Annotated in this window: 24 protein-coding genes; 19 read left to right on the top strand and 5 right to left on the bottom strand. The window is 69.4% G+C overall.

Features of this window, described 5'->3' with window-relative positions:
- Nucleotides 1-38: 38 nt before the first annotated feature.
- From SPR02S_RS32700 to SPR02S_RS32680, 5 genes are all read left to right on the top strand, one after another.
- Complete coding sequence (locus tag SPR02S_RS32700; RefSeq protein WP_019061245.1) at nucleotides 39-494, top strand: Lrp/AsnC family transcriptional regulator; 456 nt, start codon at nucleotides 39-41, stop codon at nucleotides 492-494.
- A 48-nt stretch (nucleotides 495-542) separates the two neighbouring features.
- The gene (gene mqnE, locus SPR02S_RS32695; protein WP_019061244.1) at nucleotides 543-1,706 is read left to right on the top strand and encodes an aminofutalosine synthase MqnE; all 1,164 of its coding nucleotides are present in this window, start codon (nucleotides 543-545) and stop codon (nucleotides 1,704-1,706) included.
- A gap of 10 nt (nucleotides 1,707-1,716) precedes the next feature.
- Nucleotides 1,717-2,241, top strand: coding sequence for a GNAT family N-acetyltransferase (locus tag SPR02S_RS32690; RefSeq protein ID WP_019061243.1), 525 nt, complete (start codon nucleotides 1,717-1,719; stop codon nucleotides 2,239-2,241).
- 93 nt (nucleotides 2,242-2,334) lie between these two features.
- Nucleotides 2,335-2,634, top strand: coding sequence for a DUF4229 domain-containing protein (locus SPR02S_RS32685; RefSeq protein ID WP_019061242.1), 300 nt, complete (start codon nucleotides 2,335-2,337; stop codon nucleotides 2,632-2,634).
- Between the two features lie 68 nt (nucleotides 2,635-2,702).
- Nucleotides 2,703-3,359, top strand: coding sequence for a TetR/AcrR family transcriptional regulator (locus tag SPR02S_RS32680; protein ID WP_019061241.1), 657 nt, complete (start codon nucleotides 2,703-2,705; stop codon nucleotides 3,357-3,359).
- A 95-nt stretch (nucleotides 3,360-3,454) separates the two neighbouring features.
- Here SPR02S_RS32680 and SPR02S_RS32675 read toward each other — a convergent pair whose 3' ends face one another.
- Both SPR02S_RS32675 and SPR02S_RS32670 read right to left on the bottom strand, forming a co-directional pair.
- Complete coding sequence (locus tag SPR02S_RS32675; RefSeq protein WP_019061240.1) at nucleotides 3,455-4,747, bottom strand: DUF6716 putative glycosyltransferase; 1,293 nt, start codon at nucleotides 4,745-4,747, stop codon at nucleotides 3,455-3,457.
- A 206-nt stretch (nucleotides 4,748-4,953) separates the two neighbouring features.
- On the bottom strand, nucleotides 4,954-5,835 hold the full coding sequence (locus SPR02S_RS32670; protein ID WP_019061239.1) for a MaoC family dehydratase: 882 nt from the start codon (nucleotides 5,833-5,835) through the stop codon (nucleotides 4,954-4,956).
- A 363-nt stretch (nucleotides 5,836-6,198) separates the two neighbouring features.
- Here SPR02S_RS32670 and SPR02S_RS32665 point away from each other — a divergent pair, with 363 nt between their 5' ends.
- The 6 genes from SPR02S_RS32665 to SPR02S_RS32640 all read left to right on the top strand — a co-directional run bounded on the left by SPR02S_RS32665 (nucleotide 6,199) and on the right by SPR02S_RS32640 (nucleotide 12,871).
- The gene (locus tag SPR02S_RS32665; RefSeq protein ID WP_019061238.1) at nucleotides 6,199-8,112 is read left to right on the top strand and encodes an AMP-dependent synthetase/ligase; all 1,914 of its coding nucleotides are present in this window, start codon (nucleotides 6,199-6,201) and stop codon (nucleotides 8,110-8,112) included.
- 143 nt (nucleotides 8,113-8,255) lie between these two features.
- Entirely contained in the window at nucleotides 8,256-10,031 is a 1,776-nt protein-coding gene (gene kstD / locus SPR02S_RS32660) for a 3-oxosteroid 1-dehydrogenase (protein ID WP_052347085.1), read from the top strand.
- Nucleotides 10,032-10,253: 222 nt separating this feature from the next.
- A complete protein-coding gene (locus SPR02S_RS65075; RefSeq protein WP_245607653.1) occupies nucleotides 10,254-10,739 on the top strand; it encodes an SAV_915 family protein in 486 nt (161 codons plus the stop codon).
- On the top strand, nucleotides 10,739-11,041 hold the full coding sequence (locus SPR02S_RS32650; protein WP_019061235.1) for a DUF6317 family protein: 303 nt from the start codon (nucleotides 10,739-10,741) through the stop codon (nucleotides 11,039-11,041). Before SPR02S_RS65075 ends, SPR02S_RS32650 begins: the two co-directional genes overlap by 1 nt.
- Nucleotides 11,041-12,315 carry a WXG100 family type VII secretion target gene (locus SPR02S_RS32645; protein ID WP_019061234.1) on the top strand — a complete coding sequence of 425 codons (1,275 nt, stop codon included), beginning with the start codon at nucleotides 11,041-11,043 and terminating at the stop codon, nucleotides 12,313-12,315. The genes SPR02S_RS32650 and SPR02S_RS32645 overlap by 1 nt, the downstream gene beginning before the upstream one ends.
- 22 nt (nucleotides 12,316-12,337) lie before the next feature.
- Nucleotides 12,338-12,871 carry a hypothetical protein gene (locus tag SPR02S_RS32640; RefSeq protein ID WP_019061233.1) on the top strand — a complete coding sequence of 178 codons (534 nt, stop codon included), beginning with the start codon at nucleotides 12,338-12,340 and terminating at the stop codon, nucleotides 12,869-12,871.
- Here SPR02S_RS32640 and SPR02S_RS32635 read toward each other — a convergent pair.
- Entirely contained in the window at nucleotides 12,824-13,465 is a 642-nt protein-coding gene (locus SPR02S_RS32635; protein ID WP_019061232.1) for a class I SAM-dependent methyltransferase, read from the bottom strand. The genes SPR02S_RS32640 and SPR02S_RS32635 overlap by 48 nt on opposite strands.
- 284 nt (nucleotides 13,466-13,749) lie before the next feature.
- Nucleotides 13,750-13,953, bottom strand: a complete 204-nt coding sequence (locus tag SPR02S_RS32625; RefSeq protein WP_003998944.1) for a cold-shock protein — start codon at nucleotides 13,951-13,953, stop codon at nucleotides 13,750-13,752.
- 286 nt (nucleotides 13,954-14,239) lie between these two features.
- On the opposite strand from SPR02S_RS32625, the gene SPR02S_RS32620 reads away from it, so the two are divergent.
- From SPR02S_RS32620 to SPR02S_RS32600, 5 genes are all read left to right on the top strand, one after another.
- Entirely contained in the window at nucleotides 14,240-15,088 is an 849-nt protein-coding gene (locus tag SPR02S_RS32620; RefSeq protein WP_019061230.1) for a menaquinone biosynthetic enzyme MqnA/MqnD family protein, read from the top strand.
- 79 nt (nucleotides 15,089-15,167) lie between these two features.
- The gene (locus tag SPR02S_RS32615) at nucleotides 15,168-16,865 is read left to right on the top strand and encodes a serine/threonine-protein kinase (protein ID WP_026151061.1); all 1,698 of its coding nucleotides are present in this window, start codon (nucleotides 15,168-15,170) and stop codon (nucleotides 16,863-16,865) included.
- Nucleotides 16,866-16,882: 17 nt separating this feature from the next.
- Nucleotides 16,883-17,497: a hypothetical protein gene (locus SPR02S_RS32610; RefSeq protein ID WP_019061228.1), complete on the top strand. Its 615-nt coding sequence runs from the start codon at nucleotides 16,883-16,885 to the stop codon at nucleotides 17,495-17,497.
- An 89-nt stretch (nucleotides 17,498-17,586) separates the two neighbouring features.
- Nucleotides 17,587-18,786: a cyclic dehypoxanthinyl futalosine synthase gene (gene mqnC, locus SPR02S_RS32605; protein ID WP_019061227.1), complete on the top strand. Its 1,200-nt coding sequence runs from the start codon at nucleotides 17,587-17,589 to the stop codon at nucleotides 18,784-18,786.
- Nucleotides 18,787-18,793: 7 nt separating this feature from the next.
- Entirely contained in the window at nucleotides 18,794-19,207 is a 414-nt protein-coding gene (locus SPR02S_RS32600; protein ID WP_019061226.1) for an imidazolonepropionase-like domain-containing protein, read from the top strand.
- 71 nt (nucleotides 19,208-19,278) lie between these two features.
- Here SPR02S_RS32600 and SPR02S_RS32595 read toward each other — a convergent pair whose 3' ends face one another.
- A complete protein-coding gene (locus SPR02S_RS32595) occupies nucleotides 19,279-20,316 on the bottom strand; it encodes a chitinase (RefSeq protein WP_026151060.1) in 1,038 nt (345 codons plus the stop codon).
- A gap of 402 nt (nucleotides 20,317-20,718) precedes the next feature.
- Here SPR02S_RS32595 and SPR02S_RS56775 point away from each other — a divergent pair, with 402 nt between their 5' ends.
- Genes SPR02S_RS56775 through SPR02S_RS32580 form a run of 3 tightly spaced genes read left to right on the top strand, consistent with a single transcriptional unit; the run spans nucleotide 20,719 to nucleotide 24,843 of the window.
- Nucleotides 20,719-21,027, top strand: a complete 309-nt coding sequence (locus tag SPR02S_RS56775; RefSeq protein ID WP_019061222.1) for a hypothetical protein — start codon at nucleotides 20,719-20,721, stop codon at nucleotides 21,025-21,027.
- 19 nt (nucleotides 21,028-21,046) lie between these two features.
- A complete protein-coding gene (locus SPR02S_RS32585) occupies nucleotides 21,047-23,494 on the top strand; it encodes a bifunctional polysaccharide deacetylase/glycosyltransferase family 2 protein (protein ID WP_026151059.1) in 2,448 nt (815 codons plus the stop codon).
- A complete protein-coding gene (locus tag SPR02S_RS32580) occupies nucleotides 23,494-24,843 on the top strand; it encodes an acyltransferase family protein (protein ID WP_019061220.1) in 1,350 nt (449 codons plus the stop codon). The genes SPR02S_RS32585 and SPR02S_RS32580 overlap by 1 nt, the downstream gene beginning before the upstream one ends.
- The last annotated feature ends 6 nt before the right edge of the window (nucleotides 24,844-24,849 follow it).

The following is a 24,849-nucleotide window of genomic DNA, read 5'->3' as shown; positions in this document are numbered from 1 at the left end:
TTCATCGGCATCGTCATCACCGGAAGGCAATCGATCGCATGGACGCGGTGGACAGGCAGCTCATCCAGGCCCTGAGAGAGAACGGCCGGGCTTCCTACGCGGAGCTGGGGCGCCTCGTCGGCCTGTCGGGACCCAGTGTCACCGACCGCATCAACCGGCTGGAGGCGGCCGGTGTCATCACCGGTTACCGCGCGACCGTCGACTCGGCCTCGCTCGGCCTCGGCGTCATCGCCCTGATCGGCATCTCCCTCTCCGACGCCGCCGACCACGAGGACGTGGCGCGCCGCATGAAGGACCTCGGCGAGATCGAGGACTGCTGGTTCATCGCGGGCGAGGACTCGTTCATGCTGAAGGTGCGGGCGCCTGACGTGGACGGGCTGGAGAAGACCATCCGGCGGCTCAGCGGGACGAAGGGTGTGTCCCGTACCCGTACCACCATCGTGCTCTCCACGAAGTGGGAGAACCGGGTCGGAGAGCTGCCCGAAGAGGCGTAGCCGCATAGGCGTACCGTTTAGCAAGCTGTCTTAGGAAGAGGTAAGGGCATGGATGTCGGGCTCAAGCGCGAGCTGGAGCAGAAGGTCCGCTCCGGTGAGCGGCTGTCCCGTGAGGACGGCATCGCGCTCTACGAGTCGGACGACCTGGCCTGGCTGGGCGGACTCGCGCACGAGGTGCGGACGCGGAAGAACGGCGATGTCGTCCACTTCAACGTCAACCGCCACCTGAACATGACCAACGTGTGCACCGCGTCCTGCGCCTACTGCTCGTTCCAGCGCAAGCCGGGCGAGAAGGACGCGTACACGATGCGCATCGAGGAGGCCGTCCGGCTCGCGAAGGCGATGCAGGGCGAGAACCTCACCGAGCTGCACATCGTGAACGGGCTGCACCCGAACCTCCCCTGGCGCTACTACCCGCGCTCCCTGAGCGAGCTGAAGAAGGCCCTCCCGGAGGTCTCCCTCAAGGCCTTCACGGCCACGGAGATCCACCACTTCGAGACCATCTCCGGGCTGTCGGCGTCGGAGATCCTCGACGAGCTCATCGAAGCCGGGCTCGAATCCCTCACCGGCGGCGGCGCGGAGATCTTCGACTGGGAGGTCCGGCAGCACATCGTCGACCACCGGACGCATTGGGAGGACTGGTCGCGGATCCACCGGCTGGCGCACGAGAAGGGTCTCAAGACCCCGTGCACCATGCTCTACGGCCACATCGAGGAGCCGCGTCACCGCGTGGACCACGTGCTGCGGCTGCGTGAACTCCAGGACGAGACCGGCGGGTTCCAGGTCTTCATCCCGCTGCGCTACCAGCACGACTTCGTGGACATGAAGGACGGGAAGGTCCGGAACCGCCTTCAGGCGCGGACACAGATGGCGACCGGCGCGGAGGCGCTCAAGACCTTCGCGGTCTCGCGCCTCCTCTTCGACAACGTCCCGCACGTCAAGGTCTTCTGGGTCATGCACGGCGTCCAGACCGCCCAACTCGCCCTCCAGCACGGCGCGGACGACATGGACGGCTCGGTCGTCGAGTACAAGATCACGCACGACGCCGACAACTACGGCACCCCGAACAAGCTCACCCGCGACGACCTCCTCGACCTGATCCGCGACGCCGGTTTCCAGCCGGTCGAGCGGAACACGCGCTACGAGATCATCCGCGAGTACGACGGCCCGGACCCGGCGCGGCGTGAGTCGCCGCAGCCGATGCGAGTGTGAAGAAAGCCCCATGGCACTGAGTTTTGAACTGGACCCCGCGATAACCCCTGCCCTGCGCGAGGAGATCCTCACCCTCTGGGCGGACGTCTCCAACGCGGGGGGCTCGGTCGGCTTCGTCGCACCGGTGACGGTGGACGAGATACGGCCCGAGCTGGTGAAGCACTTCGTCGCGATGGCGGAGGGCCGGACCCGGCTGCTGGTCGGCCGGGACGAGACGGGCACGGTCGCCGCGACCGTGTTCCTCGCGTTCAACACGCACCGGCTGATGCGGCACTGGATCTGGCTCTACACGGTGATGGTCCACCCCCGCCACCAGGGCAAGGGCTACGGCCGTGACCTCCTCGCCGCCGCCGAGGAGGCCGCCCGCGGCCTCGACGGCATCGAGGCGATCCGCCTCACCTGCCGGGGTGGTCATGGTCTGGAGCGGTTCTACGGCTCCTGCGGCTACAAGGAGGTCGGGCGGGTGCCCGGCGCGATCCGCGTCGCCCCGGGGGACGATCGCGACGACATCTTCATGTTGCTGCCGCTGCTGTGAGCCACGCACCCCGCCGGAAGATCGAGGGCGGCGCGTGCTTCACTGGATGGCACTGTTCGGGTAAGTCTGTTCGTTACGGAAGAGTGGATTGAGATGTTCCGCTACACACTGTGGCGCCTCGGAGTCTTCGCGGGCTGCCTCGGCGTCGTCTGGGGCCTCGTCTACCTCGGCGTCTTCCCGCGCGGCTTCGGCGAGTCCAACGGCATGTGGATCGTGCTGCTGGCGCTGGTGATCTCGGCGCCGATCAGCTTCGTGGTGCTGCGCGGGGTACGGGACCGGGCCTCGGTGCAGATCGTCGAGCGGGTCGACCGGATGAAGGCCAACCTGGACGCCAACCGCAGCCAGGAGGACGAGACGGTGGACGCGACCGGTCCGCGGAGTCAGGCTTCCTGACACCCCTGATACCCCCTGCTGTAACTCCTGTCGGCAGCCGCCCGGTCCGGTCCAACTACCCTTGCCCCATGGGTGCCGTGAAGACCAAACGGATGCCGCGGGCGGTCCGTGAGCAGCAGATGCTCGACGCCGCCGTGCAGACCTTCGGGCAGCGCGGTTACATGGCCGCGTCGATGGACGAGATAGCCGAACTCGCGGGCGTGTCAAAGCCGTTGGTGTATCTCTACCTCAACTCGAAGGAAGACCTGTTCACCGCGTGCATCCGGCGCGAGGGCCAGGCGCTCACCGAGGCGGTACGGGCCGGGGTGGACACCGCATCGCCCGCCGACCGCCAACTCTGGGACGGCTTGCGGGCGTTCTTCAGCCACACCGCGCGGCACCCGGACGGCTGGTCCGTGCTGCATCTCCAGGCCCGCACCCACGGCGAGCCCTTCGCGGCCGAGGTGGCGGCGATGCGGGCCGAACTCGTCGCGTTCGTCACCGAGTTGATCGCGGTCGCCGCCCGTGAGGCGCACCGCGACCCCGACCTCGCCGACCGTGAGGTCGCCGGCCTCGCGGAAGCCCTGGTCGGCGCCGCCGAGTCCCTCGCGGCCTGGTCCAACGCGACCCCCGGCATCACCGCCAAGCAGGCCGCGGCGACCCTGATGAACTTCGCCTGGGCAGGGCTCGGCAACCTGATGGAGGGGCGGCCCTGGTCACCGCCGGCCGAGATCGAGGGCCGTTAGCACGGAGAGCCGTTCGACGCCGAGGGCCGCCAGCACGGAGAGCCGTTCGACGCCGGGGGCCGTCAGGACACCGCCAGGACCAGGGACCGCTCGCCTCACACCGCCCCCCACTTCCGCAACGTCGGCGCGACGCGCTGATACCCCACCCGGTACACCGCCTTGGCGCCGCGCCGGGCGACCCGTCGTACCGCCTTCTTCATCCGGCCCGAGTCGCCGGCGCCCAGCGGGTCGGTCAGCGGGCGGCCCTTCTCGTCGAAGCCGTTGCGGGTGAGCAGGCCGGAGAGGTAGATGCCGGCGCGCTGCGGCGTGTAGTAGGGGCGCAGCGTCGGCAGGGGTCCCGCGGCGCGCAGCGCGGCCACCCGGGCGCGGGTGGCGGCGTACGGGTCGCTCTTGCCGATGCCCTGCGCGTCCGCCCAGGCGGGGTCGGGCAACGGCTGGGCGCCGGCGTCGAGTTCGTCCCAGGAGGCCAGGCAGCCGGAGTGGATGAAGTAGTGGTTGCCGTGCGCCTCGCGGACGCCGAAGTCGGTGAGGATCGCGGTGGGGATGCCCCGCTGCATCGACTCCAGCGCGGCGGTGGAGCTGACGGTCACCAGCAGGTCGGTGCGGTCGAGGACCTCGCCCATGTTGCCGTAGACCAACTGGAGGTTGGCGGGGGCGGGTTCGGCCAGGTTCTGGATGAGGAGCTGGTACGGGTCGGCCTCGACGTGGGTGGTGTGCTCGCCGGGGAGGCTGCGCAGTTTCATCAGCACCAGGCGGTCGGGATGGCGCCGGGCGTGTGCGGCGGCCCGTTCCAGGAGCCGTAGCCGGTCCTGCTTGCTCTTGGGGACGGACGGCTGGACGGCGAAGGTGAGGGTGAACGGCCGGTCGGTGGACGGCTGGTAGGGCTCGCCGCCGAGGAACGGCAGCGCGCACTCCACCACCGACTCCGGATCGACCCCGACGCTCGCGAACGCGGCGCCGAACCGGCGTGCGTCGTAGGCGGAGTTGGCGAGGACGATGTCGCTTCCGCCGCGGGTCAGCAGGCCGTCGATCATCTTCTCGTAGACGACGCCGACGTATCCGGTGACGGTGATCGGCCGGTGCTCGCGGCCCGCCCAGGCGAGGCCGAGGCTGTGGGTGAGGGCCAGGACCGTGCCGCCGGAGACGGCCATGACGACGATGTCCGCTTCCGCCAGTTCCGGGTCGTCGACCAGTGCGGCGGTGGGGAGTTCACGCCGGGTGTCGGGCTCGATGCCGATCTCGGCGAGCTGGCGCTCCGTGGGGGTCGACCGGCCGCGCAGGAAGTACGCGTCGAGCGCGTGCTCGGGGGCGATCTGCCGTGCCACGGACGCGCCCCACTTCCAGCGGGTGTCCGAGTCGGCGAGTACGGCTATGCGTCTGGGCGGCATGGCTCAGGGGCCCTTCCTGGCGGGTCCGGCGAAGTGAGCCGAGGGTAGGAAGCGTCCCTGAGGAGTGCATGAGTGATCCCTTGAAAGCTCATTGGGTGAGCTGGGCGTTTCCTGTGCGGAAACCTCAAGGCCCCTTGTCCGCCTGGGATTTCGTGATCCGCCGAATGTGGGCGGACATGTATTGTTCGCCCACTGTTCATGGGGGTTCAGGCAACGACCGGGTACACGAATCCCTCCACATGCACCCGCCCGGCCCCGTCCCGCAACGCGAAGCGGTCGTCGAGCGCCGCGTACTCCACGGTCCCCGGCAGCAGCACCGGCGCCCTGAACTCGGCCCGCACCAGCGTGCGTTCGGGGGTGCCGCGGGCGGCGAGACACCGGGCCGCCGTCCACATGCCGTGCGCGATGGCCCGCGGGAAGCCGAACAGGCGGGCGGTGAGCGGGTAGAGGTGGATGGGGTTGCGGTCGCCGGACGCGGCTCCGTAGCGCCGGCCCACGTCCTCACCGAGCCGCCACTCGGCGACGGTGGGCAACGGGGCGCGGGCGGGCGGGAGTTCGGGCGTGGGGGTGGGTGTGTCGGCGCGGTGGTGCCGGGCGAGATACGTGCTCCGCGACTCCCATACGACCTCGCCCCCGGTCCCGTCTTCGCTTGCGTTCCCGACCCGCATCTCGGTCGTGACCGTCGCCTCCGTGCCGCGTCGGTGCGGGGCCAACTCGTCGACGTAGACCGTGATTTCGTACTCCCCGGTGGCCGGTACCGCCGTGTGCCGGGTGATTTCGACCGACGTGTGGACCAGGCCGAGGAGGGGGAGCGGGAAGGCTCGGCAGCTCATCAGGCGCATGGCCAACGGGAAGCCGAGGACGTGCGGGTAGGTGATGGGGAGGGCGTCGTCGCCGGTGGCGAAGCCGCAGACGCGTTCGTAGGCGGCGAGTTTGGCCAGGTCGACGCGGACGCCGGGCAGGACCAGGCGGGTGCGGGGGAACTCGGCGTCGGGGCGGGGCCGTTTGAAGGGGGAGAGGAAGGCGCCGCGGAGGAGGAGCGGGGTGAGTGCGGGGGTGTCGGTGAGAGGCGGATAGGGGTTGGCCATGTCCCACTCCCGGGTGGCGTCCTGGGCGGCTCTTTTCGGCTTACTTCGCCGTAAGGTTACCGTAGGTAAGGCCAAGTGGGGCGAGCCGGACGGCCCTTGGTGGGTACATGGATGACGCGCAGGCGGCACATGGCTGACGTACGGCCGATCTATGGCTGACAAAGTGCCGTGAACCCGACGAGGTTGCACAGGCCCGGCTCCGTACCACCCCCGAACCCGCACGAACTCCCCACGCGGGGCCCGTACGATCTTCGACCTAACCCGAGGTAACACACCGGCTGCGGGCCGGGATGAACGCCTCGGTACGCACCATGCGTACCTAATGCAGCAGAGCGGTACAAGCTGCACGCCACAGGAGCTGCCATGTCCCTCGCCTACCCGTCCGGCCATGACTACGACGGCGCGCCGGTACTCGTCGAGCCCGAGATCCGGCGGCTGGACGGCGTCGTGCGGGAGGTGTCCGTGCCGCTGATGGTCCCCCCGGCGACACACGGCTCGCTCGCCGACGTGCCGTTCGAGAACGCGGCGGCGACGCCGGACCACCTGGTCCTCAGCAGGCAGGACGAGGACGGGAACTGGCAGGACGTGACGGCGGCCCAGTTCGCCGAGCAGGTGCAGGCCGTCGCCAAGGGACTGATCGCGGAGGGGCTGGCGCCGGGCGACCGGATCGCGGTCATGGCCCGGACGTCGTACGAGTGGACGCTTCTCGACTTCGCCGCGTGGGCGGCGGGTCTGGTCACCGTCCCCATCTACCCGACCTCCTCCCTCTTCCAGATCCGGTGGATCCTCCAGGACACGGGCGCGGTCGCGATGGCCGCGGAGACGGTCGCGCAGGCGGCGGCGCTGGGTCCGGAGACGCCCCGGCTGCCCGACCTGCGGCACATGTGGGTCTTCGAGAAGGGGCACCTGGAGCGGCTGGCCGAGCTGGGCCGGACCGTCCCGGACCAGGAAGTCGCCGTGCGGCGTGGGGTGTTGCTGCCCGCCACGCTCGCCACCGTCATCTACACCTCGGGCACCACGGGCCGCCCCAAGGGCTGCGCGATCTCGCACGGCAACTTCCTCGCGGAGATCGACAACGCGATCGAACTCCTCTACCCCGTCTTCAAGAACAAGCCGAACGAAGAGCCCTCCACGCTCCTCTTCCTCCCCTACTCCCATGTCTTCGGCCGCATGGTCGCGATCGCCTGCGTCCGCGCCCGGGTCCGCCTCGGCCATGCCGCGAGCCTCAAGTCGGAAGACCTGCTTGCGGACTTGGCGAGTTTCCAGCCGACCTTCCTGCTGGCCATCCCGTACATGCTGGAGAAGGTCTTCAACAACGCCCGGGCGAAGGCGGAGAAGGGCGGCCGGGGCAAGGTCTTCGACCGCGCCACGAATGCCGCCATCCGCTACGGCGAGGCGACGGAGGCCCGCCAGTCGGGCAAGGGGTCGGGTCCGAGCCGCCCGTTGAAGACGGCCCGCGCCTTCTACGACCCGCTGGTCTACCGCAAGATCCGCAACGCCCTTGGCGGCAAGCTCCGTTACGTCATCTGCGGCGGCTCCCCGCTGGGCCGCCGGCTCGCCGCGTTCTACGCCGGCGCGGGCATCGAGATCTTCGAGGGCTACGGCCTGACCGAGACGACGGCGGCGGCAACCTGCACCCCGCCGCTCAAACCCCGCCTGGGGACGGTCGGTTGGCCCATGCCGGGCACCAAGGTCCGCATCGCCTCGGACGGCGAGATCCTGCTCTACGGCGGCCAGGTCTTCCGGGGCTACTGGGACCCGCACGGCGACGGGGTGATCCCCGCGTCCCAGGACGGCTGGCTCGCCACCGGCGACATCGGCAGCCTCGACGACGAGGGCTACCTCACCATCACCGGCCGCAAGAAGGAGATCCTGATCACCGCGGGCGGCAAGAACGTGGCACCGGCCCCGCTGGAGAACTGGCTCCGCTCGCACCCGCTGATCGCCCAGTGCATGGTCGTCGGCGACCGCCGCCCCTACGTCGCCGCCCTCATCACCCTCGACCCCGAGGGCATCACCCACTGGCGCCAGATGAACGGCAAGCACCCGGTACCGGCCGAACTCCTGGTCAACGACGCGGAGTTGATCGCGGTCCTGCAGCGGGCCGTGGACGACGCCAACAAACTGGTCTCCCGCCCCGAATCCATCCGGCGCTTCAGCATCCTGCCCGGCGCCTTCACGGAGGTGGACGGCCATCTGACCCCGTCGATGAAGCTGCGCCGGGAGGTCGTCATGCGGGACTTCGCGAAGGACATCGAGGGCTTGTACGCCAACTAGGCGGCGGACGGGGGCGCGTTGGTCCGATTCGGAGAGGGCGTGGGCCACCGACTGCCGACGCCCGCACCCGGTCCCTGGTTATTGACTTCACAAGACCCCCGCGCGACATTCCCAGCCCACTTCCTCGTCGGGCTGGAGCGGCCATGACCACGAGCGCGGACGGACAGGTACAACTCCCCGGTAGAAGACGTGTGTTGGCGGGCGGTGCGGTCGCCGCGCTCGCTGTCGCCGCCGGGGTGCAGCACACAGCCCATGCCGCGGACCTTCCCCTCCTCGGCACCTACGACGTCGTCGTGATCGGATCGGGAGCGGCCGGGATGACGGCCGCGCTGACCGCCGCCAAACAGGGCCTGAGCTGTGTGGTGGTGGAAAAGGCGCCGACGTTCGGGGGATCGGCGGCGCGCTCGGGGGCGGGGATCTGGATCCCCAACAACCCGGTGATCCTGGCGGCCGGAGTCCCCGACACCCCTGCCAAAGCCGCCACTTACCTCGCCGCGGTCGTCGGCACCGACGTCCCGGCGGACCGCCAACAGTCGTTCCTCGCCCACGGCCCCGCCATGATCTCCTTCGTGATGGCGAACAGCCCGCTGCGCTTCCGCTGGATGGAGGGATACAGCGACTACTACCCGGAGTTGCCGGGCGGGCTGCCCAACGGCCGTTCCATAGAACCCGATCAGCTCGACGGCAACATCCTCGGCACCGAACTCGCCCACCTCAACCCGCCCTACCTGGCGGTCCCTTCGGGCATGGTCGTCTTCAGCGCCGACTACAAGTGGCTCGACCTGGCCGCGGTGAGCGTGAAGGGCGCGGCCGTCACCACCGAGTGCCTGGCCCGGGGCACGAAGGCGGCGCTGCTCGGCCAGAAGCCGCTCACCATGGGCCAGTCCCTCGCCGCCGGCCTACGGGCCGGACTCCAGTCCGCGCAGGTGCCGGTGTGGCTCAACACCCCGCTCACCGAACTGTACTTGGAGGGCGGTGCCGTCACCGGCGCGGTGGTCACGCGCGCCGGAACCGCCGGGCTCGTGCGCGCCCGGCGCGGGGTCGTGGTCGGCTCCGGCGGCTTCGAGCACAACGCGGCGATGCGCGCCCAGTACCAGCGCCAACCCATCGGCACGGACTGGACGGTCGGCGCGAAGGAGAACACCGGCGACGGCATCCAGGCGGGCCAACGGGCGGGCGCGGCACTGGCGTTGATGGACGACGCCTGGTGGGGCCCCACCATCCCCATCCCCGGCGACCCGTACTTCTGCCTCGCCGAACGCACCCTCCCCGGCGGCCTGTTGGTCAACCAGGCGGGTTCCCGCTTCGTCAACGAGGCCGCGCCGTACAGCGACGTCGTCCACATCATGTACGACCGCGACGCCGCCGCCCCCGACATCCCGGCCTGGCTGATCGTCGACCAGAACTACCGCAACCGGTACCTGTTCAAGGACGTCCTGCCGACGTTCTCGTTCCCGGACGACTGGTACAGCTCGGGGGCGGCGTACAAGGCGTGGACGCTGGACGCCCTGGCCACGTCGATCGGGGTGCCCGCGGCTGCCCTCCGCTCCACCGTCAGCCGCTTCAACTCCCTTGCGGCGAGCGGCAAGGACACGGACTTCGGGCGCGGTGACAGCACGTACGACCACTACTACACGGACCCGTCCGTCCTCCCCAACTCCTGCCTCGCCCCGCTGTGGCTGCCCCCGTACCACGCCTTCCGCATCGTCCCCGGTGACCTCGGCACCAAGGGCGGCATGCGGACGGACGCGCGGGCGCGGGTGCTGCGGGCGGACGGTTCGGTGATCCCCGGTCTGTACGCGGCCGGGAACGCGAGCGCGGCGGTGATGGGGCACAGCTACGCGGGGGCGGGCTCGACGATCGGTCCGGCGATGACGTTCGGGTATGTGGCGGCGCTGGATCTGGCGGGGGCGCTGTAGAGGTCGTAGGCCTGCCGTCTTGGCCGTCCCTGGTCTGGTCATCGCGGGGTCAAGGGATGACCAGGCCGGGGCCAAGCGGCCGTATGCATTGCGCATGCAACGGGTTCGTAGGCCTGACATAGCCGGATTTGGGCGCTCGTGCGGTGGCTACTGTGATGGCGCGAAGACGTCCACAGTGGCCGAGATGACTCACGGTCGACTCACGGGGAAGAGGAGACGGCGGTGGGGGAGCCGAACCGTTCACGCCTTCTTGACTATGCGCAGGGGCCATCGCCGGCACCGCCCGAGCTGCGCCGCTCCAGTCTGCTCGACTACGCGGAGGCGGGACCGCCGGTTCGCGCGGCGACGGATGGTCGACCGGGTCCCAGGCCGGGTGTTCCGGCCTACGAGACGCCCGTCGTCGTGCCGGCGCATCCCCGGTCCATCGAGATCGCGGGCGAGGACGGGCGGCCGGTTCGTATGCCGTTCGTCGTCTACGAACTCTTCGAGCATCCCGCGGGCCGGACCGCGGCCTTCGCCTTCACCACGGTGGAGAAGCTCGTGGAGGCATTCGGCGAGGCCCAGCCCTGGGTCCTCACCTCGATCGGGCCGCTCGCCGAGGCACTGGGCGAGCGGGGAGCCACCGTCGTACTCGATCCGAGGGTCGCTCCGGGGCGGCACAACTGGCGGCCGGCCGACCTGACCGCCTACGCGCGGGAGGTGCGCTGATGTCGGTCGACTTCAAGGCGGTACTGAGCGACCTCACGTCGATGGCCACGACCTTCCACGACCAGGCCACCGACTACCGGAAGCTGCATCCCCAGGTCGCCCCGCCCGTGGTGAGCGGCGGGGACCCGGGGCTTGACGACGCCATCAAGGAGGTCGCCCACCTCATCCTCGGCCTGCACACCGGCTTCGCCGACCGGCTGGACGACCACGGCGACAAGGTGGCGTACGCGCGCGACTCGTTCCACCGGCACGACGTCGACGTCCACGGTGTGTTCGAGGACCTGATGGTGGAGGAAGGCTGATGGGCGACAGCTGGGTCGGCGGCGACATCGCCGGGCTGCACACGATGGCGACGACGTACAAGAACGCCAAGGACAAACTCGACGATGTCGTCCGCCCGGTCACCAGCGCCGTCGAGAAGCTGGTCGGGGACGCGGGCTGGAAGGGCGACGCGGCGGAGGAGTTCCGGGCGAAGTGGAGCGAGGACGCGCTGACGGCGGGGGCGTTCGCCGGCATGGTGAGTGACGTGGGGGACATCCTCGGCACCCTGGCCGACGCGCTGTCCACGTGCGAGACGGCGCTGCAGAACGCGGAACACGTCGCCACGGGCAAAGGCGTGTCCATGGGCGACAAGGGTGTCCCCCTGCCCATGGTCACGGCGAATCCGCCCGGCGCGGCGGACCAGAAGACGATCTCCGCGATGACCGAGTACGACACGGTCCGCAAGCAGGTCATGCACACCGCGCAGCACGCCCGGCTGGTCGCCGCCGACAAGCTGAGCGGGCTGTACGGCCAGGTCACCGCGCCGGTGTCGACCGGCGACAAGATCACCATCGCCGACGCGCTGCGCGGGCTGTACGCCTACGACGCGGAGGACGCCCGGGCCGGGGGCAAGAAGGCGCGCGCCGCGCTCGACGACGCCAAGGCCGAGGCGCAGGCGGCGAAGAAGGAGATGCGGGCGGAGCGCAAGGCGTACCAGAAAGCGGGCCGCGGACTGCCCAAGGACCTGCCGGCCAAGGGCGCCTACGGCGACGCGGTCATGAAGGTCGACTCGCTGGAGGAGGCCATCGCCCGCGCGGACGTCGGCAGCAGCAAGCTTCCGTACGACCGGGTGCTGAACGTCAAACTCGCCGATGCCGCGGACGCGTTGAGGTTGGGCAAGGGGCTTGAGGCGGTGCCGGAGTTCCTCAAGGAGGTACCGGTGCTGGATGTCGCGGCGGCGGCAGCGTGCGGGTTGGTGGAGGCGAAGGACGACCATGACAAGGGGTGGTCCTGGCAGCACTCGGTGACGGTGGATGTGGGTGTCGCCGCTGGGGGTGTGGCTGCGGGCGCGCTGGCGGTGTTGGCCGCGCCGGTCGAGGGAGCGGTCGGGGTGGCTGTGGTGGGAGTCGGCGCGACGATCCTCGCGACGGATGTACTCGACCACACTTTCCACGAGCACTGGAGTGAGGACATCCATGACCACGGCGTGGTCGGTGGCGTACTGACCGGTGCCGGCCATGTCGGATCGGAGACCTGGGACGACACGAAACGACTGGCGAAGGACGTGTGGCACGGTGTCAAAAGCATCTTCTGAGGTCGCTGCCGCAGGGGCCCCCGTGGAGATCCCGAAACTGCCGAAGCTCGGTCGGACCTGGTACAAGCGCGGCACGCTCTACTGGCTGTGCCGGACCCGCACGACGCTGTTCCTCCTCATCCTGATGACGGGGATCTCCTTCTTCTCGCTGGCCCTCTACTCAGGGTTCCGCGACGAGATGCCGCCCACCGTGCGCACGGTGTGTGACGGCCTGCAGGTGGTCGCGGCCTGCGCGGCCCTCGTCTGGGGCTGGATCAAACAGCGCCGGAGCCACCGCAAGGCCCTCCTCGACCCGCCCAGCCCGAAGCAGACCTGGATCGCCAAGCGCGACCACAACAGGCAGGCCGGCAAGTCGGCCGGCTTCGGCGCCGCGGGCGGACGCGTGCTCATCGCCCTGGCGGCACCCGTCATGCCGGCCTTCGCCGCGTACCTCGTCGGCTGGCTCGCCGCCTGGACCACCGTCCGCGAATACCCCAGCGAGGTCGGCGCCCGCCGATTCCTGGAAGCCTCAGCCGAACTCCACCGGCTTCCGGGCGACAAGAAACGCCTGCGCTGACGACTCCCCGAGCTCCTCGTCCGCTTCCCGCACCGTCCGTGACCGCACCGCGAACCCCGCCGCCACCAGCAACTCGGCCATCCGCTCCGGTCGTCGCCGTTCGAAGTCCAGGCGTACGGGGTGACCGAAGGGCCGGTCGAGGGTGAGGGGGCGGTCGCCCGCCTGGAAGGCGAGGAGCAGGTGGCCGCCCGGTGCCAGGACGCGGCCGAACTCCGTGAACAGGGGCGGGAGTTGATCCACCGGCGTGTGGATGGACGAGTACCAGGAGACGGCCCCCGCGAGTGTGCCGTCGGGGAGGTTCAGGGCCAGCATCGAGCCCTGCCGGAAGCGCAGTCCCGGGTTCTCGCGGCGCGCGATCGCGAGCATCGACTCGGACAGGTCGAGGCCGAAGACGTCCAGGCCGAGGGAGGCGAGGTGCGCGGTCGTCCGGCCCGGCCCGCAGCCCAGGTCGGCCACCTGCCCGCCCCCGGCACGGGTCACCAACTCGGCGAAGGCGGCCAGCACCGTCCCGTCCCGCGGCTCGGTCCGCTCCCCGGCGAACATCTCCGCGTAGTCCTCGGCGACGGCGTCGTAGAAAGTCCGGGTGACGGTCACGAAGTCGGCTTCGGGGGAGGGGGAGGGGGAGGGGGAGGGGGAGTTGGAGTTAGAGGGGGAGGCGGAGGTGGAGTTGGTCGGCGTCGGTGTCATGGCCGGGGACCCTATCGACGCCCACTGACAACGCGCCCGGCGACAAGCAGCCCTCAACCGCCCAACCCGCCCGACCGCCGGGGGCAAAGGCAGGAGCCCCGTCGCCTTGCGGCGCGGGGCTCCTTGGGTCTTGCTATCCGTTCCGGATCAAAGCACCAGGCTCCGAGACCGAATGACTGCGATCAGGTGACTCAGACGGGGGTGACGTTCTCCGCCTGCGGGCCCTTCGGGCCCTGGGTCACGTCGAAGGAGACCGCTTGGTTCTCCTCCAGCGAGCGGAAGCCGCTCGCGTTGATCGCGGAGTAGTGAACGAAGACGTCGGGGCCTCCGCCTTCTTGGGCGATGAAGCCAAAGCCCTTTTCGGCGTTGAACCACTTCACGGTTCCGGTAGCCATAAGCCCTCCTTGGGCCCAAAGGGTTGCCCTGCTCCAGAACCCTGCAAGTGTGAAAACAAGTCCCGCACTACTGCATACGTCTGAAAACGACAAGAGCCCGCGGTTACATGCTCCGCAGGCTCTGTACTGCAAGGGAAACCAAACTGCAACTTGCGGCGAGCCTAGCACTTGGGCAGCCGAAAGCAATAGAGGCCAAGATCACATCACCCGGACGTTTGAAGATCGCCGGGGGCTTGACTGTGGGGCCGAAGTATGGAGCGTACCGCATGAGGTCTAGCCTCGCGTTGTGGACAATTCTCGCACCCGGCCGCGCGTCGGCCACATCCAGTTCCTGAACTGCCTGCCCCTGTACTGGGGGCTCGCGAGAACAGGCACGCTTCTCGACTTCGAGCTCACCAAGGACACCCCGGAGAAGCTCAGCGAGCAGCTGGTGCAGGGCGACCTCGACATCGGGCCCATCACGCTCGTCGAGTTCCTCCGCAACGCGGACGACCTGGTCGCCTTCCCCGACATCGCCGTCGGCTGCGACGGCCCGGTGATGTCCTGCGTGATCGTCTCGCAGGTCCCGCTGGACCAGCTCGACGGCCGCCGGGTCGCCCTCGGCTCGACCTCGCGGACCTCCGTCCGCCTCGCCCAGCTCCTCCTCGCCGAGCGCTACGGCGTCCAGCCCGACTACTACACCTGCCCGCCCGACCTGAGCCTGATGATGCAGGACGCCGACGCCGCCGTCCTCATCGGCGACGCCGCCCTGCGCGCCAACCTGCTCGACGGGCCCCGCTTCGGCCTGGAGGTGCACGACCTCGGCTCGCTCTGGAAGGAGTGGACCGGGCTGCCGTTCGTCTTCGCCGTGTGGGCCGCCCGCCGCGACTACCTGGAGCGCGAGCCGGTCATCACCCGCAAGGTCCACGAGGCCTTCCTCGCCTCCCGCAACCTCTCCCTGGAGGAGGTCGGCAAGGTCGCCGAACAGGCCGCCCGCTGGGAGGACTTCGACGAGACCGTCCTGGAGCGGTACTTCACGACGCTGGACTTCCGCTTCGGTGCGCCCCAGCTCGCCGCCGTCGCCGAGTTCGCCCGCCGGGTCGGACCTACGACCGGATTCCCGGCCGACGTGAACGTGGAACTGCTCCAGCCGTAAGTAGCGGAGGGGACGGCGCACTACCCTGCTGGAAGCCGTACGGGGGACCTGGAAGTCGTACGGGGGAGGGGTGGACGGCATGCAGCCGCTCGGAGACGACGAACCCACGGTCGTGGGGCCCTACCGGCTGCTCGGACGGCTCGGGTCCGGTGGGATGGGCCGGGTCTATCTCGGGCGCAGCGCGGGCGGTCGTACGGTCGCGGTCAAGATCGTGCATCCGCACTTCGCGCTCGACGAGGAGTTCCGCGCCCGCTTCCGCCGCGAGGTCGACGCCGCGCGGCGGGTGGGCGGTGCCTGGACCGCCCCTGTGCTGGACGCGGATCCCGAGGCCGCGGTGCCGTGGGTGGCCACGGCCTACGCCGCCGGGCCTTCCCTCTCCGCCGCCGTCGCGGACGGCGGGCCGCTGCCCACGGCGACCGTACGGGCGCTGGGCGCGGGGCTCGCGGAAGCGTTGACGGCCGTCCATGAACTGGGGCTCGTGCACCGGGACGTGAAGCCGTCCAACGTGCTTCTCACCCTCGACGGGCCGCTGTTGATCGACTTCGGGATCGCCCGCGCGACGGAGGGCACCGCCTCCCTCACCTCCACCGGCGTCTCCGTCGGCTCGCCCGGTTACATGGCCCCCGAGCAGATCCTCGGGAAGGGGGCGACGGGCGCCTCCGATGTCTTCTCGCTGGGTGCGGTGCTGGCTTACGCGGCCACGGGTACCTCCCCCTTCCCCGGTGACTCCTCTGCCGCGCTCCTCTACAAGGTCGTCCACGAAGAGCCCCAACTCGGGGAGATGGACGGGGACTTGCGGGAGCTCGCGAGCGCCTGCCTGGCGAAGGATCCCGCCGCGCGGCCGACCCCGGGCGAGGTGGGACGGTGGCTCGCTCCGGACGGGGCGGCTCGGCTGGTGGCCGGGGGGTGGTTGCCGGGGACCTTGGTGGAACAGGTCAGCCGAAGTGCCGTACAGCTGCTGAATCTTGAGGCGGCGGGGGTTGCCGAGGGCGTGCATTCGGGGCCGGTGGGGTTCAGCAGTCCCTCGGTGGGGGCGGGGGGCGGGGCCTTCGGGCCGGCGCCGGTGATGCCCAAGTCGCCTGTGGGGCCGGCCGGGTTCGTACCCGAACCCCGTGACGCGGCTCCGTACGACACCGTCCCACCGGCCTCCGGTCGTCACCCCGGCCCCGGGAAGCTCTCCGTCTCCGTCGCCGCCACGGCGGCTCCCGGCCCCAACGGGCGTGGCCGCAGGGTCGGTTGCGCGGTGGCGCTCTCCATCGCCGGGGCGCTGGCGGTGGTGACGCTGGTGCCGGTGCTGTTGTACTGGATGCAGCCGGGCGACAAGGGCAAGGACTCCTCGGCCGCGGGCAAGGCCCCCAGCTCCAGCTCCAGCGCCACCGCTACGGCGAGCAGCGCGCCCAGCGCGGGCAGTGGCACCCCGCTCCAGTCCATCCCCGATTCGTACCTCGGCACCTGGCAGGGCGACGGCACCGCCCTCGGCGGCACGCTCGCCGACGGGACCTTCCGGATCACGATCGCCAAGGTGGGCGTGGGGCAGAAGCTGGGCATCCTCCGGCAGACCGACCAGCTCGGCGGCGTCTGCGACGACGTACTGACCCTGAAGCAGGTGACGAAGACCCGGCTCGTCGCCTCGGCCGCGGGCGCGACGTCGAACCGCAGCGTCTGCAACCAGGCCGCCCACACCGTCACCCTCACCCCCGTCGGCGACGACCTCAAGTACGCGTCGGACAGCTCGGCCGAGGGCTCGCCGACCGCGCGGTTGTCCAAGGTCGAGTAGGGAGTCGGGACCGACGAGTGGACTACGACCAGCTGCTGATCGCCCTCGCGGGGGTGTGGGGCGCGGGTGCGGGGGCGGTGGTGGCGCGGGTCGGCCGGCGCGGTGTCGGTACCGCGCTCCTGGTCGTGCTGGTGTGTGTCGCCCTCGCCGCCGCGACCGGTACGCGGCCCGAGCTGGCGGTGTGGCTGCTGCTCGCGCCCGCCGCCGTCCTGTCCGTCGGCGTCACCGGCCTGGCGGTTCCGCTCGCCGGTGCGGCCCTCGCCCTCCTCGGCCTCGTCACCTTCGTGCCGGAGCACGCCGGGCACTGGACGACCGCGCTGCTCTGCGGCCTCGCGCTCGGCGCCGGGTACTTCGGGCTGAGCCGTATCGATTCCGGCGGCAGCGGCGATGGTGATGGCGGTGGTCTGGGGCTCGGGGAGGTGAAGCTCGGGGCCGGGGCCGGGGTCGTGCTCGGGTGGTACGGGTGGCCGACGGTGATGCTGGGCGCGTTCGCGGGGTTCCTGCTGCGGGCGGTCTACGGGGCGTTCGCGGCCCGGAGACGGCGGGACGGCCGGGGGATCGTCGTCCCCTTTGGGCCGTTTCTGCTCGCCGGTGCTTTCCTCGGGCTGCTGGTCGGCGCATACACGGCCTGAGGGCGGGGCGGTAAATCCGCTGGCGTAGGCTGACAAGGTCCGTCAGTACCACCTGCCCGTCCGCAACCCTTGACGAAAGGGACCTCCCGGTGACCGAGAAGGCCGAGCTTCAGTCCGTCCTCGACCGTGCCGCCGAGGGCGGGCGCATCACCCCCGAAGAGGCCCTCGACCTCTACCGCGGCGCCCCGCTGCACGCGCTCGGCGCCGCCGCCGACGCCGTACGCAAGCGTCGGTACGCGGGTACGGAGCACATCGCGACGTACATCATCGAGCGGAACATCAACTACACGAACGTGTGCGTCACGGCGTGCAAGTTCTGCGCGTTCTACGCCGCTCCCAAGGACACCGCGAAGGGCTGGACGCGGGACCTCGACGACATCCTGCGCCGGTGCGCGGAGACCGTCGAACTCGGCGGCACGCAGATCATGTTCCAGGGCGGACACCACCCGGACTTCGGCGTCGAGTACTACGAGAAGCACTTCGCCGCGATCAAGGGCGCGTACCCCCAGCTGGTCATCCACTCCCTCGGCGCGTCCGAGGTCGAGCACATGGCCCGCATCTCGAAGGTCTCCGTCGAGGAGGCCATCACCCGCATCCACGCGGCCGGTCTCGACTCCTTCGCAGGTGCCGGTGCCGAACTGCTCCCCGCCCGCCCCCGCAAGGCGATCGCCCCGCTCAAGGAGTCCGGCGAGCGCTGGCTGGAGATCATGGAGGCGGCGCACAACCTGGGCGTCGAGTCCACGTCGACGATGCTCATGGGCACCGGCGAGACCAACGCCGAGCGCATCGAGCACCTGCGGATGATCCGTGACGTACAGGACCGCACCGGTGGCTTCCGCGCCTTCATCCCGTACACCTACCAGCCCGAGAACAACCACCTGAAGGGCCGCACGCACGCCACGCTCTTCGAGTACCTGCGGATGATCGCCATCGCGCGTCTCTTCATGGACAACATCGCCCACATCCAGGGCAGTTGGCTGACGACGGGCAAGGAGGTCGGCCAACTGTCGCTCCACTACGGCGCGGACGACCTCGGCTCGATCATGCTGGAGGAGAACGTCGTCTCCAGCGCCGGTGCCAAGCACCGCTCCAACCGCATGGAGATCATCGACCTCATCCGCAAGGCGGGCCGCGTCCCCGCCCAGCGGGCCACGACGTACGAGCACATCGTCGTCCACGACGACCCGGCGAACGACCCCGTCGACGAGCGCGTGATGTCCCACATCTCGTCCACGGCGATCGAAGGCGGCACGGCCCACCCGGAGTTGAAGCTCCTGTCGGCCAACTAGGCCTCCTGTGCTGACGATTCACACGGCGGACGAGGGCGGTGCCGTCGCCGTCGAGGGCACCCGGGTCGCGGGTGTGGGGACGCTGACGGAGGTCCAGGAGCGGTTTCCGGGCGCGAGGGTGCGGAGTTGGCCGGGTGTGCTGGGTCCCGCCCGCGTCCACGAAGGGCCGCTCCCGGACGCCCCGAGCCCGCGTGAGCGGATCCACGCCGTACTGAAGTCAGGTGCTACGGCTGTCCTGGCGGAACACGTCGACTCACCCGAACTCCGGGCGGCGGCACAGCGGAACGATGTCGCGATCCTCACCGCCGCACGCCCTACGGTCCTTTCAGACCTTGGCCGAGCCGACCTGGCCGTTTTCGACGAGGCCGGCGCGTGCATCGCAACGGTGTGTGCGGGTCGGCTAGTCCACAGACGCCGCTAGGGGCAGGTCTTTTAGGGGCGCGGGGAACTGCGCGCCCAGCCACAACGGACCGTAAGTCGGCAAACAACCTGTCACCCGGCAAACGCTTCCCCGAACGCCCCCGAACTCTGCGTCACCCCACTGCAGTCCGTAGCCGCGTCATCGTCCGAACTCCCGCTCTCACACTGCTGATCCCGAAACGTAGACCACATAGACACCCACGCGATCTCCTTCGACTCGGCAAACGTCCGCACCTGCGCCGCATCCGAGAGCGAGAACGTCTCCCCGGAAACATCGTTCACGCCCAGCATCGACGTGAGCGCCATCCCCTGCCAGGCCCCCGCGTCCGAGAGCCCGAACACCTTCTTCAACTGGGTGTGCGTGGCCGTAGCAGACGTGATCGCGTAGTCGCCCATGTCCGCGGTGTACGACTCGCCGTAGTTCATCGTCATGATGTTGACCGTGGAGACGGCGACCGAGTTGTCGTTCGCGGACTCCAGCAGCGCGAGGCTGTCCGAGTCGAGGCCGGACGGCATCACGGGGAGGGTGAAGGAGATCTTGAGGTCGGTGCGTTCCTTCTGGAGCAGGGCTATCGCCTTGGAGCGCAGGGCGACCGAGGTCGAGTCGGTCAGCGCGTCGCCCTCGATGTCGAAGTCGGCCTGCGTGGAGCCCGCCGCGTCCAGCGCCTCGCCGTACGCCTTCGCGAGCGCCGTCGCGCTGGTGCAGGTCTCCGCCAGCTCCTTGCCGGACGCCCCGCCGAAGGAGACCCGGACGGTCGCACCGGAGGTCTTCAGCGCCGAAATCCTGGATTTCACGGCCGAGTTGTCGATCGCCGTCGTACCGTTCCACTCCGGCGTACAGGTGCTGCCCTTGGCGATGGCGAAGGAGAGGTTGTACGTCGACGGAGACCCCGCGCTGTCCATGTCGGCGGCGGTCGTGACGCTGACGTACGGCGCGTAGGCCGTGGTCGACGAGGGCGTCGAGGAGGCACTCGCGGACGGGGTCGTACTGGTCTTCGGTGTTGCCGATGGGGCCGAGTCCGACGAGTCGTCGGAGCTCGAGGAGCATCCGGTGACCGCGAGGGCAAACAAGCAGGTGAGCCCGGCCGCCGGTTTCAGGAAACTCCTCATATGAGCGTGCACCCTTTCCGTCTCGGGACGGTGATTTCTGTCTCAGGATGGAAACAGAGTCGGATTCCGAAGGCTAAATGAAGCACACGGGGCTGTGTCTCACGAAGACAGAAAAAACATAGGAAACCCACGGGTTTCGATGCGCGAAACGGTCAAGCCGGGCGGCGAAGCGGAAAATTGGGGACACTACTGACACCGGCCGCTCATAAGGCTTTTCCTGGGTTCTCTAAGGGAAGGCACAGGTTTCGGTGTTTTTCTGGGCGGGCTCACAAGAGAATCAGAGTTTTGGTCACATAAAGGCGGCCTAATGTCTGGGGAATGCAATCCGAGTCCGCCATCGATAACCGCGCCTCTGCGCGGGGTCGCCGCCGCAAAGCCGGCAACGGGTCCGCTGAAGGTCCCGTGTTCGTTGACAACTCCGGCCGCCGGTCCAAGGTGCTGCGCCGGATCGGCCTCCTCATGGGCACCGTCTGCCTCGGGTACGCGTTCGTACTCGGCATGGCGTTCATGGGCTGGGGCATCTCCGCCACCCCCTCCTCGCTGCTGCCGTTCGGCGGCGGCCAGGCCGGTTCCGCTCCCGGTGGCGGCAACGCCCCCAACGGAGGCAGAGGCGGCGTAGCGCCCTCCGGTGTTCCGACCGGCGGCCCGACCGACGTCCCCTCGGCGCGCCCCACGGGTGCGGCCCCGTCCTCCTCAGCCACCGCACAGTGACCGGAGCACCACCGCAGCCATGACTACGACGACTCCTTCGCGCGGGCGCCGACGCGCCCCCACTCGAATGGAACGCGCGGCCGGCAAGGCCGCCGCACTCCAGCGCCCCCGAGTGATCCTCGCCCTGCTGCTTCTCCTCGGCCTCACCTGCGTGATGCTGCTCGACGGCTACCTGCGCGCGGAAGTCGGCGGCGACGAACGCGTCCGGGACGGCGCGAGCGCCAGCAAGGTCCCCGACAAGGTGCTCTACGGCGGCCCGATCCTGACCTTCCGCAACGGCAAGCCGGTCACCCAGACCATCCCGAAGAAGACCATCGTCCTCACCTTCGACGACGGCCCGAACCCCACCTACACACCCACGGTCCTGAAGATCCTCAAGAAGTACGACGTGCCGGCCACGTTCTTCCTGGTGGGCTCGATGGTCTCGCGCTACCCCGACATCGTGAAGCAGATGGTCGCGCAGGGCGAAGAGGTGGGCATCCACACCTTCACCCACGTCGACCTCTCCTACCAGAGCGACGCCCGCGTCAAGCGCGAGATGCAGCAGACGCAGCTCGCGCTGGCGGGCGCGGCCGGCATCACGACCACGCTGTTCCGCGCGCCGTACTCCTCGGAGACGGACGCCATCGACAACTACAGCTACCCCGTCTACAAGAAGCTCGGCGCCGAGGGCTACACCAGCGTCTTCGTCGACACCGACAGCGACGACTGGAAGCAGCCCGGCGTCGCGAAGATCATCAAGTGGGCTACGCCGTCCGGGACTTCGGGTTCCTCGGTGCTCTTCCATGACGCCGGTGGTGTGCGCTCGCAGACCATGAAGGCGCTGCCCACGTACATCGAGAAGATGAAGGCGAAGGGCTACACGTTCACCACGGTGAGCGGCGCCATCGCCAAGAACGAACCCGCCCAGCGGCCGGTCACGAGCACGGGCGCGGCCGCGGGGACGAGCACCGGCACGGTCGAGGCCGGCGGGCAGCCGTCCGCGGCACCGTCCGCGGTTTCCTCCGCCGCGCCGTCCACCGCACCCGGCGGCACGGCCGGCGCGGGCAACGGCCAGACGCCGGTCGACTCGGCCGTCGGCGGCGCGGGCGCGGCAGGCGGCGGCACCGGGGGAGCCAGCGGCAACGGCTCCGGTACCGGCAACGGGCGGACCTCGACCCTCCAGGGCGCCCACCGCCAAGCCACCGGCATGACCCTCTACGAGGGCAAGGCGCTCATCTACGCCGTCTCCGTCGCGGAGTGGGTGGTGCCGGGACTCGCGGCGGGCCTCACCGTCGTCGGCGTCGCCGTCATGAGCCGCTTCGGGATGATGCTGATCCTCGCCCGGCGCCACTACAGACAGCGCAACAAACGCAGGTTCAGCTGGGGACCGACCGTCACCCGACCGGTGACCGTGATCGTCCCGGCGTACAACGAGAAGGAGTGCATCGCCAACACCCTTGAGTCGCTGGCGAAGAGCACCCACCCGATCGAGGTCATCGTCGTCGACGACGGCTCCTCGGACGGCACCTCCGAGATCGCCCGCGAGGCGGCGCGCTCCTTCGGCATGACGAACGTCCGGGTCATCCGCCAGGAGAACGCGGGCAAGCCCGCCGCCCTCAACAACGGTGTGCGCAGCGCGAGTTACGACATCGTCGTGATGATGGACGGCGACACCGTCTTCGAACCCGACACCGTACGACACCTCGTGCAGCCCTTCGCCGACCCCGAAGTCGGCGCGGTCGCGGGCAACGCCAAGGTCGGCAACCGCAACACGATCATCGGCGCCTGGCAGCACATCGAGTACGTGATGGGCTTCAACCTCGACCGCCGCATGTACGACCTGCTGCGCTGCATGCCCACCATCCCGGGCGCGATCGGCGCGTTCCGCCGCGAGGCGGTCCTCCAGGTCGGCGGCATGAGCGAGGACACGCTCGCCGAGGACACGGACATCACCATCGCCATGCACCGCGAGGGCTGGCGGGTCGTCTACCAGGAGCACGCCAAGGCCTGGACCGAGGCCCCGGCCTCCCTCAAGCAGCTCTGGTCGCAGCGCTACCGCTGGTCCTACGGCACCATGCAGGCGCTGTGGAAGCACCGCAAGTCCCTTACGGACAAGGGTCCTTCGGGCCGCTTCGGCCGGGTCGGCATGCCTCTGGTGGTCATCTTCCAGATCATCACGCCGGTCTTCGCCCCGCTGATCGACGTCTTCACCGTCTACTCGATGATCTTCGTCGACTTCTGGGCGTCCCTCGCGATGTGGTTCGCGGTGCTCGGCATCCAACTCCTGTGCGCGGCCTACGCGTTCAGGCTGGACCGGGAGAAGTACCGCTACCTGCTGATGATGCCGCTCCAGCAACTGGCCTACCGCCAGATGATGTACCTCGTCCTCATCCACTCCAGCATCACCGCCCTGACCGGCGGTCGGCTGCGCTGGCAGAAACTCAAGCGCACCGGCGAGGTCGGCACACCGGCGGGGGCGAGCTGATGAGCTGGGAACAGCAGCAGGGATACGGGGGTGGCTACGGCCCGCCGCAACAGCCCCAGCAACCCCAACAGCCGTACGGCTACGAGGGGTACGGCCACCCGCAGCAGTACGGCCAGCCCCAGCCCTACGTACAACAGCCGTACGTACAACAGCCGTACGAGCAGCAGCAGTACGCCGACCACGGGCAGCCGCCGTACGCGACGGCGCCCCTGCCGGTCGTAGAACCGGAGCCGGTGGTCGAGCCGGAACCGGCGCCCGAGCCGGAGCCGGTGGTCGAAGAGGTTGCCGAAGAGCCCGCGCCCGCGCCTCAAAAGGCGGGCCGGGACCGGTACTTCGACACCCTGCGGGCCGTCGCGCTGGTCCGGGTCGTGACCTACCACACCTTCGGGTGGGCCTGGTGCGGGATGGTGTTCCCCTCGATGGGGATCATGTTCGGGCTGGCCGGGACGCTGATGGCGAAGTCGCTGGAGCGGCCCGCGTTCAAGGTGGTCAAGAGCCGGATGCGGAGGCTGCTGCCGCCGTTCTGGTTCTGGGGCTTCTTCGTGCTCGTGGCGATGATGATCCACGACTGGATGCCGGGCTGGCAGATCGTGTTCTGGATCGTGCCGGTCGGTGATCCGCCGGGCAACGCCTGGGGCACGCAGGCCTGGGAGATCCTCTGGTATCTGCGGACGTACCTGTGGTTCGTGATGCTGTCGCCGGTGCTGCTGTGGATCTTCCGCAAGGCGCCGATTCCGGTGCTGCTGTTGACGCTTGTGCCGATCGTCGTCCTCAAGTACGTGTGGGCGGGGCCGGACAACCGGTTCGGCAACGCGCTCTGGGACCTGTCGACGTACCTCTTCTGCTGGATCCTCGGCTTCGCCCATCGCGACGGGGTGCTCCAGAAGCTGAAGCCCTTCCTGGTGGTCACGCTGTCGGTCGCCGCGATCGTCTTCGGCGGCTGGTACGCCTTCTCGCACCAGGCCGAGGCCGGGACCTACGACCTGGACGAGAACCCGCTCGCCCAGACGTACTGGTCGGCCGGCTACGTCATGCTGCTGATGTGGGCCAAGGCCTACTTCAACATCGACTTCGCCTGGCTGACCCGCTTCAAGCGGCTCGACCGGATCGTCACGATCTTCAACTCGCGGGCCGTGACGATCTATCTGTGGCACGAGATCGCGCTGGTGGTCGCGGTGCCGCTGACCGACCAGTTCTGGAAGGTGCCCGCCTTCGAGAAGTGGCTGCCGCTGGGGAGCCAGTGGTTCATGTTCGGCATCGGCTGGATTCTCATCGCCGTCTTCATCGTGCTGTGCGGCTGGGTGGAGGACGTGGCGGCGAAGAAGAAACCGAGACTGCTGCCGTCGTAAGCAGGT

The organism is Streptomyces prunicolor NBRC 13075 (assembly GCF_000367365.1).
Taxonomy (GTDB): domain Bacteria; phylum Actinomycetota; class Actinomycetes; order Streptomycetales; family Streptomycetaceae; genus Streptomyces; species Streptomyces prunicolor.
Note: the sequence above shows the minus strand (reverse complement) of the source record. Positions and strands in the feature narration are given on the sequence as shown.